This is a genomic window from Planobacterium oryzisoli (assembly GCF_015354315.1).
Taxonomy (GTDB): Bacteria; Bacteroidota; Bacteroidia; order Flavobacteriales; family Weeksellaceae; genus Planobacterium_A; species Planobacterium_A oryzisoli.
Map to the genome: position 1 here is coordinate 160,646 of NZ_JADKYY010000005.1, position 18,998 is coordinate 179,643.

At 48.1% G+C, this 18,998-nt stretch carries 19 protein-coding genes; 15 read left to right on the plus strand and 4 right to left on the minus strand.

All coding sequences use genetic code 11. The annotated features are described in order from the left end of the window. Positions 1-14: 14 nt before the first annotated feature. On the minus strand, positions 15-1,589 hold the full coding sequence (aceB, locus tag IC612_RS05605) for a malate synthase A (protein ID WP_194739199.1): 1,575 nt from the start codon (positions 1,587-1,589) through the stop codon (positions 15-17). A 160-nt stretch (positions 1,590-1,749) separates the two neighbouring features. Here aceB and IC612_RS05610 point away from each other — a divergent pair, with 160 nt between their 5' ends. Beyond that, positions 1,750-3,228 carry a helix-turn-helix domain-containing protein gene (locus IC612_RS05610; protein WP_194739200.1) on the plus strand — a complete coding sequence of 493 codons (1,479 nt, stop codon included), beginning with the start codon at positions 1,750-1,752 and terminating at the stop codon, positions 3,226-3,228. On the opposite strand, the gene upp is transcribed toward IC612_RS05610, so the two are convergent. Both upp and der read right to left on the minus strand, forming a co-directional pair. Next, entirely contained in the window at positions 3,225-3,875 is a 651-nt protein-coding gene (gene upp, locus IC612_RS05615) for a uracil phosphoribosyltransferase (protein WP_194739201.1), read from the minus strand. The genes IC612_RS05610 and upp overlap by 4 nt on opposite strands. 74 nt (positions 3,876-3,949) lie before the next feature. Beyond that, positions 3,950-5,260, minus strand: a complete 1,311-nt coding sequence (gene der / locus IC612_RS05620) for a ribosome biogenesis GTPase Der (RefSeq protein WP_194739202.1) — start codon at positions 5,258-5,260, stop codon at positions 3,950-3,952. Between the two features lie 153 nt (positions 5,261-5,413). On the opposite strand from der, the gene IC612_RS05625 reads away from it, so the two are divergent. The 12 genes from IC612_RS05625 to IC612_RS05680 all read left to right on the plus strand — a co-directional run bounded on the left by IC612_RS05625 (position 5,414) and on the right by IC612_RS05680 (position 14,649). Beyond that, positions 5,414-5,893 (plus strand): heme-binding domain-containing protein, encoded by a 480-nt coding sequence (locus IC612_RS05625; RefSeq protein ID WP_194739203.1) that lies wholly within the window; start codon positions 5,414-5,416, stop codon positions 5,891-5,893. Continuing rightward, positions 5,880-6,299 (plus strand): thiol-disulfide oxidoreductase DCC family protein, encoded by a 420-nt coding sequence (locus tag IC612_RS05630; RefSeq protein WP_228512892.1) that lies wholly within the window; start codon positions 5,880-5,882, stop codon positions 6,297-6,299. The genes IC612_RS05625 and IC612_RS05630 overlap by 14 nt, the downstream gene beginning before the upstream one ends. A gap of 48 nt (positions 6,300-6,347) precedes the next feature. Then, a complete protein-coding gene (locus tag IC612_RS05635; RefSeq protein ID WP_194739204.1) occupies positions 6,348-6,995 on the plus strand; it encodes a DUF4290 domain-containing protein in 648 nt (215 codons plus the stop codon). Then, a complete protein-coding gene (murA, locus tag IC612_RS05640) occupies positions 6,995-8,302 on the plus strand; it encodes a UDP-N-acetylglucosamine 1-carboxyvinyltransferase (RefSeq protein WP_194739205.1) in 1,308 nt (435 codons plus the stop codon). Before IC612_RS05635 ends, murA begins: the two co-directional genes overlap by 1 nt. 175 nt (positions 8,303-8,477) lie before the next feature. Beyond that, positions 8,478-9,680, plus strand: coding sequence for a pyridoxal phosphate-dependent aminotransferase (locus IC612_RS05645; RefSeq protein WP_194739206.1), 1,203 nt, complete (start codon positions 8,478-8,480; stop codon positions 9,678-9,680). A gap of 73 nt (positions 9,681-9,753) precedes the next feature. Further along, positions 9,754-10,794 carry a UDP-N-acetylmuramate dehydrogenase gene (murB, locus tag IC612_RS05650; RefSeq protein WP_194739207.1) on the plus strand — a complete coding sequence of 347 codons (1,041 nt, stop codon included), beginning with the start codon at positions 9,754-9,756 and terminating at the stop codon, positions 10,792-10,794. Between the two features lie 32 nt (positions 10,795-10,826). Then, positions 10,827-12,491: an apolipoprotein N-acyltransferase gene (gene lnt, locus IC612_RS05655; protein WP_194739208.1), complete on the plus strand. Its 1,665-nt coding sequence runs from the start codon at positions 10,827-10,829 to the stop codon at positions 12,489-12,491. An 89-nt stretch (positions 12,492-12,580) separates the two neighbouring features. Next, complete coding sequence (gene rpmB, locus IC612_RS05660; protein WP_194739209.1) at positions 12,581-12,820, plus strand: 50S ribosomal protein L28; 240 nt, start codon at positions 12,581-12,583, stop codon at positions 12,818-12,820. Positions 12,821-12,825: 5 nt separating this feature from the next. Further along, on the plus strand, positions 12,826-13,008 hold the full coding sequence (gene rpmG / locus IC612_RS05665) for a 50S ribosomal protein L33 (protein ID WP_194739210.1): 183 nt from the start codon (positions 12,826-12,828) through the stop codon (positions 13,006-13,008). Between the two features lie 22 nt (positions 13,009-13,030). Then, complete coding sequence (locus IC612_RS05670; RefSeq protein ID WP_194739211.1) at positions 13,031-13,183, plus strand: DUF4295 domain-containing protein; 153 nt, start codon at positions 13,031-13,033, stop codon at positions 13,181-13,183. 138 nt (positions 13,184-13,321) lie between these two features. Next, positions 13,322-14,272, plus strand: a complete 951-nt coding sequence (gene ftsY, locus IC612_RS05675) for a signal recognition particle-docking protein FtsY (RefSeq protein ID WP_194739212.1) — start codon at positions 13,322-13,324, stop codon at positions 14,270-14,272. A 125-nt stretch (positions 14,273-14,397) separates the two neighbouring features. Beyond that, positions 14,398-14,649: a GlsB/YeaQ/YmgE family stress response membrane protein gene (locus tag IC612_RS05680; RefSeq protein ID WP_194739213.1), complete on the plus strand. Its 252-nt coding sequence runs from the start codon at positions 14,398-14,400 to the stop codon at positions 14,647-14,649. 322 nt (positions 14,650-14,971) lie between these two features. Here the strand turns inward: IC612_RS05680 and sppA are convergent, their stop codons facing one another. Then, positions 14,972-16,732 carry a signal peptide peptidase SppA gene (sppA, locus tag IC612_RS05685; protein ID WP_194739214.1) on the minus strand — a complete coding sequence of 587 codons (1,761 nt, stop codon included), beginning with the start codon at positions 16,730-16,732 and terminating at the stop codon, positions 14,972-14,974. Positions 16,733-16,761: 29 nt separating this feature from the next. On the opposite strand from sppA, the gene folK reads away from it, so the two are divergent. Next, on the plus strand, positions 16,762-17,190 hold the full coding sequence (gene folK / locus IC612_RS05690; protein ID WP_194739215.1) for a 2-amino-4-hydroxy-6-hydroxymethyldihydropteridine diphosphokinase: 429 nt from the start codon (positions 16,762-16,764) through the stop codon (positions 17,188-17,190). Between the two features lie 241 nt (positions 17,191-17,431). Continuing rightward, complete coding sequence (locus tag IC612_RS05695; RefSeq protein WP_194739216.1) at positions 17,432-18,844, plus strand: OmpA family protein; 1,413 nt, start codon at positions 17,432-17,434, stop codon at positions 18,842-18,844. The last annotated feature ends 154 nt before the right edge of the window (positions 18,845-18,998 follow it).

Sequence of the window (18,998 nt, forward strand, 5' to 3'; positions counted from 1 at the left end):
AATTTAGTAGTAGGTCATTTCAGCAGCTTGTAGGCGCGAAGCGTCAAAAACTCCGGCGGCACCTCGTCAAAAACCAGGGACTCCAGAAGGCTGCGCGCCGTGGTAAGTGTCTTGAGGTTTTGTGGTGGTTGCCGGAGTGCGGCAAGGGATTCAAATTCTAAGGCTATCCACTTCTCCACCTGGTTTCTGTCGATACGCACGCCTTCCTTGGTGGTGGCGCCGTGGTAGAGCCACTGCCAGATCTGCATGCGGGAAATCTCCGCCGTGGCCGCATCTTCCATCAGGTGGTACAGTGCAGCGGCGCCGCGTCCTTCCAGCCAGCTCTCCAGATACAGAAGACTGATATTGATGTTGGTGCGCGCGCCCTGCTCCGAGATGCTGCCATTTGGCGGGGTTAACAGGGCCTGCATTCCCATCATATCGGATTTTAGCTTTTTGTCTATCTGGTTGGGCCCAGGCATATGCGTATCAAAAACCTCTTTAGCCAGAGAAACCAATCCGGGATGGGCGACCCAGGTACCGTCGTGTCCGTCGAGTACTTCGCGGAGCTTGTCCTTTCGTACTTTTTCCATTGCCAGGGCATTTTTCTCACGGTCCTCTTTAATAGGAATCTGCGCCGCCATTCCGCCCATGGCATGTACACCCCTGCGGTGGCATACCTCCACAACCTTCTGCGTGTAGGCTTTCATCATTGGCGTATCCATAGTGATCTGACTGCGGTCCGGAAGTAAAGACTCTGGCCTTCGCCCAAGTACCTTCAGCCAGGAAAATATATAGTCCCAGCGGCCACAATTCAGTCCTGCGCTGTGGTAGCGAAGTTCGTAGAGGATCTCGTCCAGGCAGTAGACGGCCGGAAGGGTCTCTATAAGTACCGTAGCCTTTATGGTTCCTTGGGGAATGGAAAGGTAGTTTTGAGCGAATTCAAACACTTTGTTCCACCACCGTGCCTCGAGATAGTGCTCGAGCTTAGGAAGATAAAAGTAGGGACCGGATCCTTTCTCTATAAGTGCTTTGGCATTATGGAAAAAGAACAGGCCAAAGTCCACCAAGGAGGCACTTAAAGGCTTGCCACCTACCCTTAGGTGCCTTTCCTCTAGATGCAGGCCCCGGGGACGCACCAAAAGGGTGGCGGTGTTTTCCCCCAGCGCGTAGTGTTTGCCCTCTGGGGAGGTGTAGCTAAGATTTCCCGCTACGGCGCCCTTAAGATTCTCCTGCCCTTCCATACAATTGCTCCACGTAGGGGAATTGCTGTCCTCGAAATCCGCCATGAAACAATTGGCTCCACTGGAGAGCGCATTGATCACCATTTTCCGCTCTACCGGACCGGTGATTTCCACCCTTCGGTCCCTTAGGTCCTTTGGAGCAGCAGCACATTGCCAAGGTGCATTGCGCAGGGCGGCAGTGGAAGGGTCCTTACTGGGAAGCACCCCGCTGTGGTAGAGAATTGCCCTTGAGGCCCGCTCTAAAAGAAGACCACTACGCATTGATTCAAACTGCCCGTGGAGCGCCTCAAGAAATTGCAGGGCCTGTTGGGTTAAAATTTGCGGATAGCGCTTCTCGGAATGAATTGTTAGTGTACTGATTTCCATAGACCTAATGTTTGGTATGGAAACAAACTTATAAAAAAACTTTCACTAACAGCGAACGTTCGCTAAAATAATTTTAAAAATTTGTATGCATCTACTAGCACTTTATTCATACCTTTAGAGGGCGGAACTTTCCCCCGCAAGCCACCTTTTTCTAATCAGAATGCAACGCGATACCCATTATATCAAGACCGTATTTGGACTCAAGCTCCGGGAACTCCGTCAGGATAAAAAGTGGTCCCTCCAGGACCTCTCACGCCATACGGGCCTTTCCAAATCCTATTTAAACGAAATTGAAAAAGGCAAGAAATACCCCAAGCCCGAGAAAATAAACCTTCTTTCCCAGGCACTGCAAGTCGATTTCGACGATCTGGTCTCCACCAAACTGGGTAAGAACCTACAAGACATTCTGGAAATCACCCAGAGTGCATTCTTTCGGGAAATCCCCCTGGAGCTCTTTGGCATCAGCCGCTCTTCCTTGGTCTCCATCCTAAGTGATGCGCCCACCAAGGTCAGCGCCTTCATCCATGCCTTAATCAGCATATCACGCCACCATAACCTCTCCCAGGAGCAGTTCTATTTTGCCGTGCTGGGTTCCTACCAGGAGCTGCACGGTAATTATTTTCCGGATCTGGAACAGTATGCTAAGGAGTTTGTACAAGAGCACCCGCAATGTGGCACGGGCCCGCTGCAAGAAGAGGCCCTACTGGAAGTACTTGAAAAGAAGTTTGCGCTTCGGGTAGAAACCAAGGAGCTTACCCGCTACGGGGCCTCTCCCAAGCTGCGCTCGCTCTACGTTCCTGAAGTCCGCAAGCTGATGCTTAGCCATCTGCTAGATAAAAGCCAGCGTCTTTTCATCCTAGCCAAAGAAGTAGGATTTCAGCTGATGGGTCTGAAAGAGCGGCCCACCACCTACTCCTGGCTAGACTTTAAAAATTTTGAAGAGCTGTTAAACAACCACCGCGCCTCGTATTTCGCCGGAGCGGTCTTAATAGATAAAAAGCGCCTAAGTTACAAGATAAAAGAACTGCTCGATTCCCCACAGTTTAGTCCCAAGGACCTGGAAACACTGATGCGGGAATTTAGCACCTCTCCCGAGACCTTTTACTACCGGCTTACCAATATTCTTCCCCACGAGCTGGGCCTTAAGGATCTTTTTTATCTCTGCTTTACCAAGAAAAAGGACTCCGAGGTAATTGAGATCATAAAGGAACTGCATATGAGCCGCCCGCAGGCCCCCCACCGCAACCACATTCAGGAGCATTACTGCCGGCGGTGGATTGCCGTGGACAATCTCTTGCGCCTGGAAGAACAGAGCACACTTAGCGGCGCGCAAATCTCCCATTATAGGGACAGTGGCCAGAGCTATCTGGTGTTTTCCACCTCCGAGCGCAATCCATTCTCGGAAGGTACCAACCGTAGTTATTGCCTGGGGCTGCATTTAAATTCCCAAAGCATCAAAAAACTCCGCATTGCACGAAGTGAAAACCTTTTGGAACGCAGTGTGGGTGTCACCTGCCAGAGCTGTGGCATCCTAGACTGCAAGGTGCGCCAGGCGCCCCCGGTGCGGCTGGAAAAACAGCACCAACGCGAACGAATGCTTCAGGCCATTGATACCCTTCGTAGGGAAGCGCTTTCTTAATGCTGTAGTTTTTCCCCGTACGAGAGATCGCCTGCATCGCCTAGGCCTGGCGATATATACCCCTTGGAGGTAAGGAGCGGATCGATGGCGCCAACCCAAATTTGGGCATCGGGATAGGCCTGAGAAAGAGTCTCTATCCCCCGCTCACTTGCGATGGCTGCAACGATATGCAGCTGCGTAGGCGTTCCGTGGGTCAAGAGGTCCTTTAGGGCTTCAATAAGGCTGGCTCCCGTAGCAAGCATCGGGTCGGCCACGATAAGGGGCCTGCCCTCGATACTAGGACAGGTAAGGTAGTCCTGCTTGATAGAGAAATAATCGTTCTCTTCGTGCTTGCGGTAGGCCGCCACAAAGCCGCAGTCTGCTTTATCAAAATAATTGAGTAGTCCTTGAAAGAGCGGCACTCCTGCCCTAAGGATGGTGGTGATCACCGGCTGAGAAAAAAGCTCCACGGAGGCACACTTATCCAGGGGCGTTTGTAGGGTGCACTTAGTATACGGGAGTTGCTTACTTATCTCGTAGGCTGCGATTTCTCCGATGCGCTCGAGATTGCGTCGGAATTTCATGCGGTCACTCTGGACGCTAATGTCTCTTAGTTCATTGATCCAGCTGGTAAGTAAGGAAGGTTCCTGGGAAAGATTATATACCATAGGGAGGGGGTGTTGTCGGTTGGAATTAGTTAAAAAAAAGCCCCAGAGGCCCAAAGGGCCTGTGGGGATAGGTTTTATTTCTGTCGGAAGTATACCTCAATCGGTACGCCCGTGAATCCAAAATGCTTTCGAAGTTGGTTCTCTGCATAGCGCTTGTAGGGCTCCTTGACGTACTGCGGAAGATTACAGAAGAAAACAAACTGCGGAGAAGGGGTTCCCAGCTGTACGCAGTATTTGATCTTAATGTATTTCCCTTTCAGGGCCGGAGGTGGATTGTTTTCAAAGACAGGAAGCATCACCTCGTTGAGTTTTGAGGTTTTTATTTTTTTCTGGCGGTTCTTATAGACCTCCATGGCGGTGTCTACCGCTTTTAAGATACGCTGCTTGGTCAGTGCCGATACGAAGAGTACCGGTATATCGGTAAACTGCCCGATCTTATCTTTAATGCCCTGTTCAAAGTCACGCATGGTGTTGGTCTTCTTGTCCTCTACAAGGTCCCATTTATTGACTAGAATCACAATGCCTTTACGGTTCTTTTGGGCGATTCCAAAGATATTCATATCCTGGCTTTCCCAGCCCTGGGTGGCATCCACCATGATGATTACTACATCGGAATTCTCAATGGCGCGTACCGAGCGCATCACCGAATAGAACTCCAAATCTTCACTCACTTTGGCCTTACGGCGCATACCGGCCGTATCGACCAGCACAAATTCGTGACCGAACTTGTTATACAGCGTCTCGATACTGTCACGCGTCGTACCTGCGATGTCGGTCACGATGTTTCGTTCGTGGTCTAATAAGGCATTGGTAAGAGTACTTTTACCTACGTTGGGTCTTCCGGCAATAGTAATGCGTGGGAGGCCTTCAAACGGATCCTTATAGTCCAGGGTCGGAAAATCGGCCACCACATCGTCCAAAAGCTCGCCCGTTCCCGAACCGGTAGCCGAGGACATGGTATAGTATTTCTCAATACCCAGGGAATAGAACTCCGTGGCAGCAACTTCCAAAGTGGCAGAATCCACCTTGTTTACTACGATATAAACTTTTTTTCCGCTGCGTCTTAGCATCTCGAAGATTTCCTGGTCCGTATCGGTAAGACCCTCATCCACACTAAGCATAAAAATGATGGAGGTAGCCTCATCGATGGCTAGCTGCACCTGCTTGGTGATTTCCTCCTGAAAAATATCTTCGGTATTAACTTCGTACCCTCCCGTATCAATCACGGTGAACTCTACTCCGTTCCAGTCGCTCTTTCCGTAGTGTCTGTCGCGGGTCACCCCTGCGGTGGAATCAACAATCGCTTCACGACGTTCGAGCAGGCGGTTAAAAAGAGTGGACTTTCCCACGTTGGGACGTCCTACAATGGCAACAATATTGCTCATAAAATTTTGTTTAATAGTCCTTGAGCTTGCTCAAGAATGATGATTATTAATGGGTTACCCGGACTATCCGAGCCCAAAAATTTGCGCAAAGATACGAAATTGATAGCCCTCCTGCTTCATTTTTCGTAAATTCACTTTTTAAAACATAAGGTCATGAAATATATTTTGGTAGTACTTCTTGCTGTTTTCTTACTGCTGCAGTTTTTTCCTATAGACACCACAAACCCCGTTTCTAGTGAGGGAATGGACTTTATCCAGACAAAAAACACGCCCGAATCCACCGCAGTACTTATTAAGGCCGCATGCTACGACTGCCACAGCAACCAGACCCGCTACCCCTGGTATACCCGCATTCAACCTATAGGTTGGTGGATGAAGGACCACATACGGGAAGGGCGCGTGGAGCTTAATTTTTCCGTATTTTCAACCTACAGTCCCGAGCGCCAGGCCCATAAGCTCTCCGAATCGGTGGAAAAGATCGATTCGGGCGAGATGCCTCTGGAGTCCTATCTACTGACCCATCCCGAGGCCAAACTCACCCCGGAGCAGAAACAAGAGCTTACCACTTATTTCAAGAAAATGGAATCCGATATACGCTATTCCCATAACCTTCCGTTAAATGCCAAGCCTTAGCCGTATGGAGCAGGAAAAACTAATTGTGCTCTACGACGGGTCCTGTGGGTTCTGCAATTTCTGGGTGGAATGGATCCTTCGAAGGGACCACAGGGACCGCTTCGTATTTGCCTCCCTTCAGGGAGAAACCGCAACAGCGTTCCTCTCTGAGCGGGGCCTTTCAAGGCAGCAGCTCAGCACGCTGTACCTCTGGAAAAGAGGAGCGTACTACTACAGTAAGAGTCAGGCGGCCCTTCGTATCGCCAAAGAACTACCCGGCCCTTGGCCGCTCTTAGGAGCCCTGGGAATTTTACCGGTGGGACTGCTGGATTATCTCTACGACCGTGTAGCGGAAAACCGCAACCGCCTACTTAAAGACCACTGCTTTATGCCTACGGCAAAGGAGCGTGAAAAGTTCCTTCCTTAAAATAACTTCCCCTTACAGCATACGGGTCAAATCCCTATATTTGCAGCCATGGAATACAATACCGAGAGAACCCAGTTACATATGCCGGAATACGGAAGGCTCATACAACAGCTTGTGGAGCGGTGTAAGACACTACCCACCAAAGAGGAGCGTAATGAAATGAGCGAGGCCATAGTAGATTTCATGGGCCAGAGAAATCCCCAATTAAGGGATGAGGAAGACTACCGACACAAACTCTGGGACCATCTGTTTATCTTGGCAGACTATGATCTCGATGTGGATTCCCCCTACCCGATTCCCGCACGTGAGGAACGTCAGAAACCCCCTGAGAAACTGGAATATCCCAAACTGCAGGGCGAGTTCAAATTCTATGGAAAGAGCATCCTTCAACTCATAGAAATGGCCATTGCACAAGAGGACGGCGAAGAAAAAGAAGCGCTTATAGAGGTGATTGCCAACAACATGAAAAAATCCTACAATATTTACAACAAGGAACATGTGACCGACGATGTGATTTTCCGCCACCTGAAAGAACTCTCCGGGGACCGACTGGACCTTACCGGGATTGATTCTTTAGAGAAAAGCAAGATCTACCATTCTTCCACGCGAAACAAGAACCAGAAAAACGGACAGCAGAACGGGCACAACCCTAAGTCCAGACACAAGAACCAACCCAACAAAAACAGAAGAAAATAATGAGTGGAAGTTTCCGCATACAGGGAGGCCATAAGCTAAAAGGGGAAATCACTCCCCAAGGCGCAAAAAACGAAGCGCTGCAGATACTCTGCGCTGTCCTTCTTACCAAAGAAAAAGTAACCATCTCCAATATCCCCGATATTCACGACGTGAACCGACTGATTGAAATCCTGGGAGATTTTGGGGTGAAAATAGAAAAACGCGCGCCGGGGAGCTACAGCTTCCAGAGCGACGACATTAATTTTGAGTATATCCATTCCGAGGAATTCCGTAAAGACGGCGCCAAACTAAGGGGATCGGTAATGCTTCTAGGGCCTATGCTTGCCCGTTTTGGAAAGGCCTCCATGCCTACTCCAGGGGGAGACAAAATAGGAAGACGACGTCTGGACACCCATTTCCAGGGACTCATCGAGCTTGGAGCCACGTTCTCCTACGACGAGAAACTAGCGCATTACAGCCTCTCCTGCGAGCGCCTGAAAGGAGCCTCCATGCTTTTAGAAGAAGCCTCCGTCACAGGTACTGCCAACATAGTAATGGCGGCCGTACTTGCTGAGGGCACCACTTCCATCTACAACGCCGCGTGCGAGCCCTATCTTCAGCAGCTTTGCAAGATGCTCAACCGTATGGGCGCCCGCATTGAGGGTATCGGTTCCAATCTCTTGACCATCCACGGTGTTAAGGAGCTTGGAGGTACCGAGCATACGATGCTACCGGACATGGTAGAGATCGGTTCGTGGATAGGACTTGCCGCGATGACCAAAAGCGAACTTACCATTAAGAATGTGTGCTGGGAGGAGCTCGGACTTATTCCTACCACCTTCCGCAAACTGGGCATTTCTCTCGAGCGCCGTGGGGACGATATTTATATTCCTTCACAAGAGAGCTATGCGATACAGAAATTCATCGACGGATCAATCCTTACCGTATCGGACGCGCCGTGGCCGGGCTTTACGCCCGACCTTCTCTCCATTGTTTTGGTCGTGGCTACCCAAGCGAAAGGAACCGTACTAGTGCATCAGAAAATGTTCGAGTCCCGTCTCTTCTTTGTAGACAAGCTCATTGACATGGGCGCACAGATCATCCTGTGCGATCCGCACCGGGCTACTGTAGTAGGTCTGGACCACGAGACGCCGCTTCGCGGAACTACCATGATTTCTCCAGACATCCGCGCAGGAAACGCCATGCTCATCGCGGCACTTAGTGCAGAGGGAGAATCCATCATCCACAATATCGAGCAGATCGACCGGGGGTACGAAGACATTGACGGTCGCCTGAGAAAAATCGGAGCGTATATCGAGCGTATGTAGTGGCTGCTTAGAGTAAGAATACAGACAATAGGTACTCAGTGGTCTTCCCTACGGTGAAGACCATTTGTAGTACTAGAGCACTGCAAATACCCGGTGAAAACTCTTCCCAGCAGCGCTGTCTTATGCCCCAATAGCGGAAAAATTTGCTATTTTTGCAAGCAAACAACCGACAGTTATGCCAAAGATATCCCAAAGGGCCCAGCATATGCCCCCTTCCCCAGTCCGAAAACTGGTTCCTTACGCCATAGAGGCCAAAAAAAAAGGTATTAAGGTATACCACCTCAACATAGGACAGCCCGATATTAAGACACCGGAAACAGCTTTGAAAGCCGTTAGGGAAAACGATCTGTCCGTCTACGAATACGCACTTTCAGAAGGTAATCTCGAGTACCGCAAGTCGCTGGAGTCTTACTACCACTCCCTGGGGTTCACAGACCTTACTCCAGATAATTTCATAGTGACCAATGGAGGCTCCGAGGCCTTAAATTTTGCTTTGGCCACTCTTTGCGATGAAGGCGACGAGGTGATCATACCCGAACCCTACTACGCCAACTACAATGGTTTCACCAGCACATTCAACGTAAAGGTAGTAGCTATTCCCTCCACGATCGACACCGGTTTTGCCCTGCCCGATATGGCGGACTTTGAAAAGAAAATAACCGACCGAACACGCGCGATCCTGCTGTGCAATCCGGGCAATCCCACCGGTTATCTCTATACGCGAGAGGAACTTGAAAAACTAGCGCAGATTGCTTTAAAGCACGATATTGCTATAATCTCCGACGAAGTATATCGCGAGTATGTATACGACGGACTCTCTGCCGTTTCTGTCCTGGAATTTGACTCGTTGAAGGAGCATGCCATTGTCATTGACTCCGAATCCAAGCGCTATTCCATGTGCGGCGCACGCATAGGTACCCTCGTGACGCGATCCAAAAAGATCCGCGATGCCGCAATGCTCTTCGCCCAGGCGCGCCTTTCCCCAGTGCTCTTGGGACAGATTGCTGCAACTGCCGCCCACAAGAACGATGCGCAGTACATCCTTGATGTACGTAAGGAGTACACCGAGCGCAGGGACCTTCTGGTGGAACTTTTAAACAGCATTCCCGGTGTGGTGTGCCCAAAACCCAAAGGAGCTTTTTATTGCGTAGCAGAGCTACCGGTACAGGACACCGAAGATTTCGCGCAGTGGCTGCTGGAAAGTTACAGTAATGACAGCGAAACGGTAATGGTAGCCCCCGCAGGAGGATTCTATTCCGATCCTGCTTTAGGAAGAAAACAAGTGCGTATAGCATACGTGCTTAACACGACCGATTTGAGGCGAAGCGTGGAAATTCTGCGCGATGCCCTGGAGCACTATCCAGGCACCATCCGCTGATAGCACCATCCCGGAGTCTTAGAGTAAGATCCCGGGATTTATTCTTAAAAACAGACTTTCACCTGCGATTCATATGGAATTAGAAAAAAATGTTTCCCTTCAGCACCTCCATACCTTTCACTCACCGGTTAGTACCCGTTATTTTCTAAAGGTCGCTAGCCTAGAAGAGTTGTACGCAGCACTGGAGAGGTACCAAGACCTCTGTAAAAAAGAGCCGGATCTGCCTCTGCTAATACTGGGAGGAGGAAGTAATGTTGTTTTCTCAGGCGACTACAGGGGCCTTACAATCGCCTTGGGACTGAAAGGCATTGCCGTCGAGCACACCACTGAGGAGCAGGTACTTTTGCGTGTGCAGGCAGGAGAAGTATGGCAGGACCTGGTGGAGTACACTCTAAGGCACAACTGGGGCGGTCTGGAAAACCTTTCCCTAATCCCTGGAAACGTAGGTACCAGTCCCATGCAGAACATCGGAGCCTATGGAGTTGAAATAAAGGATGTTTTCGAGCGGTGCACTGTACTAGATCTACGTACCCGTGAGATTAAAACCTTAACGAATAGCCAGTGCGAATTCGGGTACCGGGAATCTATCTTTAAAAGGAAAGCCAAGGGACAGTATATTATACTCGAAGTATTTTTTTGTCTTACCCGAAGAAACCACCCCCTAAAGATCAGCTACGGAGCGATAGCATCCGAGCTTGAGGCCATGGGCGTAGTTACACCCACCATTCAGCAGGTGGCCCAGGCCGTGGTCCGGATACGAAAAAGTAAACTCCCAGACCCTAATATACTTGGGAATGCCGGCAGTTTTTTTAAAAATCCCACGGTGGAGAGCCAGGTCTTCTCCGCTTTGGCGCAGCAATTTCCCACCATACCTTCCTACCCACAGCCCCAAGGCGTGAAGATCCCTGCAGGCTGGCTCATCGAGCAGTGCGGATGGAAGGGACGCAGGATTGGAAACGTAGCCTGCCACCACCTACAGGCCCTTGTGCTTGTAAACGCTACGGGAGAGGCCACGGGAGAGGAAATCTATGCCTTCTCTCAAGAAATCATCAATTCGGTCGAATCAAAATTCGGCATCACCCTGGAACGGGAAGTAAACATCATCACCTCTTAAGCTACCCTTTTACAGCCTAAAAACAACCACGTATGAAGCACCTGATTCTTTCTCTAATAAGCGCACTGCTACTCTCTATTGCCTGGCCCACCTACGGAGTGGTGTTTTTTCTGTTTTTTGCTTTAGTGCCCCTGCTTTTGGCCGAGCACGAGATTTCGCTTTCTAGGACTATAAAGAATAAAGCAAGCCGCATCTTTGCACTTTCGTACCTAACTTTTCTGATTTGGAACATCACCACGACGGGATGGCTGTACGGATCGAAGAATCCCGACGGAAGCAATGCACTTTTGGCAGTAGCCCTTCCCGTTACCGTGAATGCACTTTTCTATTCGGTGGTATTTATTCTCTACCACTACTACAAAAAATGGCAGGGGACCTATTGGGGACTGGTATTTTTTGTAGCACTCTGGATGGCCTTTGAAAAGCTTCATTTGGAGTGGGAACTCACTTGGCCGTGGCTTAATCTGGGCAACGCTTTTTCGGAGAATCCTGAGCTGGTGCAGTGGTACGAATACGTGGGCGCCACCGGTGGGTCCTTATGGATTCTTCTTACCAATGTCTTTGGTTTTTACTCCGTGCGCGTCTGGGAGACCACCCGAAGACGAAAAGCACTAAAGACGAACCTGGCGCTCTTACTGGCACTAATGATAGTGCCTATGGGCCTTTCGCTTTACCGCTACCACACCTATACTCCAGAGCCTAAGGCAGAGGTCTCGGTCGTACTCCTGCAACCGGACCTGGACCCCTACAACGAGAAATACCAAAAGGACTCACTGGAAATTTTAAGCGAACTGCTTCTACTCGCAAACGGCTCGTCCGCTACGAAGGTAGACTACTACATAGGACCGGAGACGAGCGTACCGGGACAGGGCTCGATTTCAGTTAAAGGATTGGAGAAAAGCGTGCTTTTGGGCGAAATACGCACCTTCCTTTCGGATAAACCAGGTGCCGTGTTCACTACGGGGATTTCTTCGCACCGCTTCTACGGTCCTGGGGAAAAGAAAGGAGAAAACGCCTACCAGACTTCTTATGGCGACTGGGTCGAGAGCTACAATTCTGCAGCACAGATTGCCCCGGGCGAGCCTACCCAGATTTACCACAAAGGAAAACTGGTGCCGGGCGTAGAGATTTTTCCCTACATGGACTACCTAAAGCCCCTGCTGGGAGATGCCATGCTTAACTTTGGCGGCACGGTCGCTTCCCTGGGTAAAGACCCTGAGCGCCGGGTGTTTTCCAATCCATACAACCCGGGCAGACTTGCTCCTCTGATCTGCTACGAAAGCGTGTACGGAGAATTTACAGCAGAGTATGTACAGAATGGGGCTAACTTTCTGGCCATCATGACCAACGACAGCTGGTGGGGCGTAAGCGAAGGGCACCGACAGTTACTATCCTACGCGCGCCTAAGGGCCATTGAGACGCGCAGGGAAATCGCGCGCTCTGCCAACAGCGGTATCTCGGCCCATATCAATTCCCGTGGGGACATTGTATCCGATACTTTTTACGGCGACCAGACCACTTTAAGTGCCCAGGTAACGTTACTCGAAGATATCACCTTCTATACCCGCACAGGAGATCTTCTTAGCCGCATAAGTCTTTTTGTCTTGGGATTCCTTATTTTCTATACCCTTATTAGTAAAATTCAAAACCGAAAAAAAAGTGTATCTTTACCGCGCAAAAACGGGCCAACTGTTTGAAAATAAATTTCAAAAAGATTTGTCAAACTAAAAAAATAATCCTAATTTTGCACACTCAAATAATTAAGTCGTAAAAAGAACATCGAGATATGTCAAGAATTTGCCAAATAACAGGAAAGCGTGCAATGGTTGGTAACAACGTTTCTCACGCTAATAACAAGACGAAGAGACGTTTTGAAATTAACTTATTGGAGAAGAAATTTTACCTTCCGGAAACCGACGAGAACATCACTCTGAAAGTTTCTGCACACGGATTGAGAGTTATCAACAAAGTTGGTATCGAGGAGGCAGTAGAAAGAGCAAAAAGAAACGGATTTATTAAAAAATAACAGCAATGGCAAAAAAAGGTAACAGAGTTCAGGTAATCCTTGAGTGCACAGAACACAAGGAAACAGGTATGGCCGGAATGAGCCGATACATCACCACCAAGAACAAAAAGAACACGACTGAAAGACTGGAGCTGAAAAAATTCAATCCGGTTCTAAAGAAGTACACAGTACATAAAGAAATTAAGTAATTCCCCATAAAGCACATTTACAATGGCAAAGAAAGTAGTAGCAACCCTGAAAGATGGTACATCTAAGAAGCTTACCAAAGTTGTGAAAATGGTAAAGTCACCAAAGTCCGGTGCTTACGTTTTCGAGGAGAGAGTAATGAACGCTGACGACGTAGATGCTTTTCTAAAGAAATAGTCTTCTATGGTGCTCTAAAGCGCATACCATATACAAACCACTCTTTATTTATTAAGGGTGGTTTTTTTATTTATATTTGCACGAATCAATAATTGGGACTCTTTAAAAAGAGCCCACAGCTAAAGAAAACACGTACCGATGAGCTGGTTTAAAAAAATATTCAACAAACAGGAAAAGGAAACCCTCGATCAGGGACTGGAAAAATCCAGGGAAGGGTTCTTTGAGAAAATTTCCAAAGCCGTTGTGGGTAAAAGCACGGTGGATGAGGAGGTCTTGGACAACCTCGAAGAGGTACTTATTGCCTCCGACGTAGGCGCCTCCACCACCATAAAGATCATCGAGCGCATTGAACAGCGCGTAGCCCGTGACAAGTACGTCTCCACCGAGGAGCTTAACCGCATCCTGCGTGAGGAGATTACCGCACTGCTTTTAGAAAATCCCCACCAAAATTCCGGTAATATCGACCAGAGTAAGAAACCCTATGTCATTATGGTGGTCGGAGTAAACGGTGTGGGCAAAACCACCACCATTGGTAAACTCGCCCACCAGTTCAAGAAGGAGGGCAAAAGCGTGGTGCTGGGTGCGGCCGATACTTTCCGCGCCGCGGCGGTAGACCAACTCGTGATCTGGAGTGAGCGCGTAGGGGTTCCTATCGTAAAACAGTCGATGGGTTCGGATCCCGCGTCCGTAGCTTTTGATACCGTCCAGAGCGCACAGGCCCAAGGTGCAGACATTGCCATTATAGACACGGCAGGCAGGCTGCACAATAAAGTGAACCTGATGAACGAGTTGAGTAAGATAAAGCGCGTGATGCAGAAGGTTCTACCCGATGCACCCCACGAGATCCTCTTGGTTTTGGACGGCTCCACCGGACAGAACGCCTTTGAGCAGGCCCGGCAGTTCACTGCAGCCACCGAGGTCAGCGCACTGGCAGTAACCAAATTGGACGGGACGGCCAAAGGAGGCGTGGTGATAGGAATCTCCGATCAGTTTCAAATACCTGTTAAGTATATAGGCGTTGGAGAAAAGATGGAGGACCTACAACTTTTCAACGGCGCAGAATTCGTGGATTCGTTCTTTAAAACGTAACCTTTAAGGATATTTTAAGAATTTAACTGAATAGTTTCAAATTTCCTACATTTAAAATTAGTTACCGTTTTTTGGTTTAATTTTAGCATATCAAAAAACAAATATTAACATTTAAATTTTAAACTATGGGAATTTTAACTTGGATCATTTTTGGTCTTATCGCAGGAGCACTAGCTAAATTAATTATGCCAGGAAACCAGAACATGGGCTGGATAATGACTATCATTCTAGGTATCGTTGGTGCCTTTGTTGGAGGTTTTATTGGAAGCCTTTTAGGAATGGGCAGTGTGGATGAATTTGATTTCGGAAGCATGGCGTTAGCAGTGGTAGGTGCACTTATTGTACTGTGGCTCTACGGCATGGCTACCAAGAGATAATTAGTCTGGATCAGCAAAAACAAAAGACTTAAAACCAATGTAGCATCCTTTTTTAAGGGTGCTTTTTTTGTGAGCTCCTTCCCGCACCGGATAGTACGAATAACACCGGTGCCGTAGCCTTCCCCTTGGGGCTATAGCAGGTACGGTATTCTTAGTCCTGCTGCTACGCAGCACCTATCAGGAGGGCAAACACCCCCGAAAACACCTAGCCACAACTCCTTGCCCTTTTCTTGGGCTTTCCTCCCGAAATCCTTTGCACGTTTTAACCAAAAAAACCTTCCCCTAAGGGAAGGCCTACGCTCTGTTTAAAGAGCTCTCATGGTTAGTTTATCTTTACCCGATACGGAGTCTCCATTAGTACTCCGGACTGTTTCTGTGGTTCTAAAATGAATCGGAGCATTTCCTTTTTGTCTTCACTTACCAGAGATCCTACCACTCGGTACAGTACTTGCTGCGAATTCAAATCTTTTAGCAGCTGCTCGAGTGCAGAAGTCTTCTTAGGGAAGCTCTCTATGGAATAGTCCTTTAATTTGGCTTTCTTTCCGGCCATGGCAATGGCATCCTCTAAAGTACCCAGTCCGTCCACCAGACCTATCTCCTTCGCTCGTGTCCCCGACCAGATACGGCCCCCTCCTACGGAGTCGATATCTTCATAGGATTTTTTACGCGCCTTGGAAACCCAATGCACAAAGCGGTCGTAGGTTCCCTCGATACTTTTTTGGATCATCATTCGCCCACTTGGGGTAAGCCCATGGAGTAGGGTGTAGTAGGCAGCGTTGGCATTGGTCTGGACGATATCGGAGCGGATGCCCTGATTTTCCGCCAATTTCTCCACGTTAGGAATCATTCCAAAAACCCCAATGGATCCGGTCACTGTATTGTGGTCGGAATAAATATAATCGGAGGCCATAGCTATATAATAGCCTCCACTGGCTGCGTAATCCCCAAAGGATACGATAATAGGCTTCTTCTTTTTCAACTCCTGAAGTTCGTAGAGAATCTCATCCGACGCATTGGCACTTCCCCCAGGAGAGTTTATACGTAGCACCACAGCCTTTATATCCTCGTTTTTCTTAATTTTATGAATCTCCTCAATGAAGGTTTCCGAGTAGATGGCGTCCGAGCCTTTTCCGCTGTAGATGGCACCACTGGCGTAGAGCACCGCTATGCGCTGGTCTTTCTTCTCTTTATCCTCCTTATAGGAATCAATATACTTACTTACGCTTAGGCGCTCTAGGTCCTTGTCCTTCTTGGTACCGGCTTTTTCCTTTAGGAGCTCTTCGTACTGACTCTTTTGTAAGAGTTTGTCGGCAAGTCCGTACTTGGTCGCATTCTCCGGAAGTATTCCGTAGAGACTGTCGGCCACGGTAGTAAACTCCTGTACCGAGCGTTTTCTACTGCTAGCGATTTGCGAGAGGTTCCTGTTCCATAAATCAGAGAGCATGGTGTTTAACTGCAAGCGGTTCTCGTCCGATATCTCTGAATAAAGAAACGGCTCGACTGCCGCCTTGAAGTCCCCATGGCGAATCACATCCACTTCTACCCCGTACTTTTCGAAGAAGTCTTTATAGAGAACTACCTCCGAGGCCATACCTGTTAACTCTACCGCACCCATTGGATTGAGGTAGTACTGCTGGGCCACAGAACCCAGATAGTATCCCCCTTGGGAAACCATATTGCCATAGCCATAGACAAACTTTCCGCTTTTTTTGAAATCCTCAAGGGCAGCGCGTACGTTATCTAGTTGGGTCATACCCGCAAATGCAAAGTCGGTTTCAATACTGATACCTTTGATTTTATCATCCTCTTTGGCTTTACGGATGGCCTCAAGCACATCGTAGAGAAGCACCTTCTTCGGTGCATTCTGACTCAGGAAAGGAAAAGGGTCCTGATCCTGGGACGGACTGTCAATGATTTGCAGGGCCTGATCAAAAGTCAGAACCGTTCCTTCTTTCACCTTTACCTTATCGGATCCACTGAGCGAACCCACCAGCATAAGCACAAAGAAGAAAAATATAAATATCCCCCCAACCAGGAAAATTGCCACAATGTTGGCGAGCACATTCTTAAAGAAACTTTTCATATTTTCGACTAATCTTAAGTTATGAGCATATGTCGCAGTACACTACCGTTTTGTTACTCGGAACCAATTTGGGGGATAAAAAAAAGAACCTTTTGTACGCTCTGGAGCAAATCAAGGTGGATATCGGGGAAATTACCTACCAAACCAGCAGCTTAGAAACCGAGCCTGTGGGCTATAAGAGTTCCAACACATATTTAAACCAAGCGGTAGAGGTAAAAACCCCACTCTCTCCTATTAAGTTGCTTAAGGCTCTAAAGAAAATCGAGCGCTCTATGGGGCGTACCGTAGATTCCACCGGGCGTGGATACTCCGACCGTACTATAGATATCGATGTAGTATACTACGACAAGCTGCGTTTCACCTCACCGGTCCTTTCCCTACCACACAAAGCCCATACTCAGGAGCGAGAATTTTCTAAAGTTCTGCTCACCGAACTTCAGGCATTAAAAACCTTGTAAAATTTGTAAGAAATAAGCGGTTAATTATAAAAGTTTAGAGGATTAATTCTATAGCTTTGTAAAAAATTCAAGGAGAGGGGTTTTTGTTGTTATATTAATATTTTATGGAATTTCATTATTCCTATTTTAACAAAATATTGGCATATAATTTGTACAAGGACCCGCAACACAATGAATGATTTTTTTCGCTCCTTTAGAGCTATCCTTGCTACATCATTTACTAACTTAAAAAAATAAACTTATGAAACTAACCTTTGCCAGTATTGCTCTTGCAATCGCACTGCCTGCCTCTCTCATGGCGCAGGACACGGTAGTAGTTGCTGAGGGTACGTACCCTAGCACTTTTACTTCGGGATCTCAGAATGTATCCCCGTTCACTCAGGAATCCAAGCGTTTTAACGACTGGGCGATTTCCGTGGGTGCCGGTGTACCGCTTCTACAAACCGCAGAACTTACCTCCATTAAAGACGGAGACGGAACCAATGTATTTGGATATTCCGCGTATTTAAGTATTGACAAAGCCATCAGCCATGCATTTGGTCTAAAGCTTCAATACGACAGAGGGGAGACAAGACAAGGCGACTTTAACACTAAAACAGACAATGCCGTAGGAACACAGGTTGCTGGTAGAACACAGTACGATGCGCTTTCTATTCTAGGAGACATCAACTTCTCTTCCCTTCTTAGAAGAGTGGACAACCAATCCCCTTACAGATGGGCGCTACACGGATATGCAGGTATTGGTACGTTAGCCTACAGAGCCTACAGAGAAGATGCTGCAGGACAACGTCTAGTAGCTGAGGTAGAGCCATTCAAACCAGGATTCTCATGGTTCGGACAAGCCGGAGCAGGTCTTAAGTACAATGTAAGCAGAAGACTAGATCTTGAAGGTAGAGTTATGTATGTAGTTACCGGTGACGATCAGTTCGATGCCATGCCAACTGCAGCAGCCACTTCCGACAATTTCTTCAATACGACCCTGGGACTTTCCCTAAAACTTGGAAAACACCAGTCGCACCTAATGTGGCATGACCCACTTCAAGAAATCTACTACAAACTGGACGTACTGGAAGACAGAAACCAGGACATCGAGGTATGTAAGAAAGGAGATGCAGACAACGACGGAGTTTGCGACGATTGGGACAGACAACTTGATACTCCAGCAGGAGCACGTGTAGACGGTGCAGGTGTTGCATTAGATACCGACCTTGATGGCGTAATCGACCTATACGACAAGTGTGTAACGGTTCCAGGACCGGTGGAAAACAACGGATGTCCAACAGGACAGGGACTTGTTTCCGACAACACTAGAGCGCTTGAAGGAATTGAGTTTGACTTTGACTCCGACAGAATTCTTCCTGCTAACCGTCCAATCTTAAACAACGCTGCCAACTACATCAACTCTTCAAGCTCTAACTACAGAGTAGTAGGTGGGACCGATACTACAGGTTCAGAAGCATACAACATGGGACTTTCTCAAAGAAGAGCCAACAGCGTGAAGAGCTATTTAGTTCAAACAGGAGTGGAGGGATCCCGACTCGAAGCAGTAGGTAGAGGAGAAAACGACCTTAAATATCCAGAATGCGAACCGGCATCGAAATGTCCGGAATGGAAAAACAGAGCCAACAGAAGAGTATACTTCGAGGCTAAGTAAGAAAACCATTAAAATAAACTATACTTTTTTAAGAGGCTGTCCCCATAACTAAAATGAGGACAGTCTTTTGTTTTTAGCCAATTGGGGTTAAAAAAGTAGATTTTGGGTTTTTAGCCCAAGCAGAAGGACGGTTTATGCCGTCCTTTTCTTGATA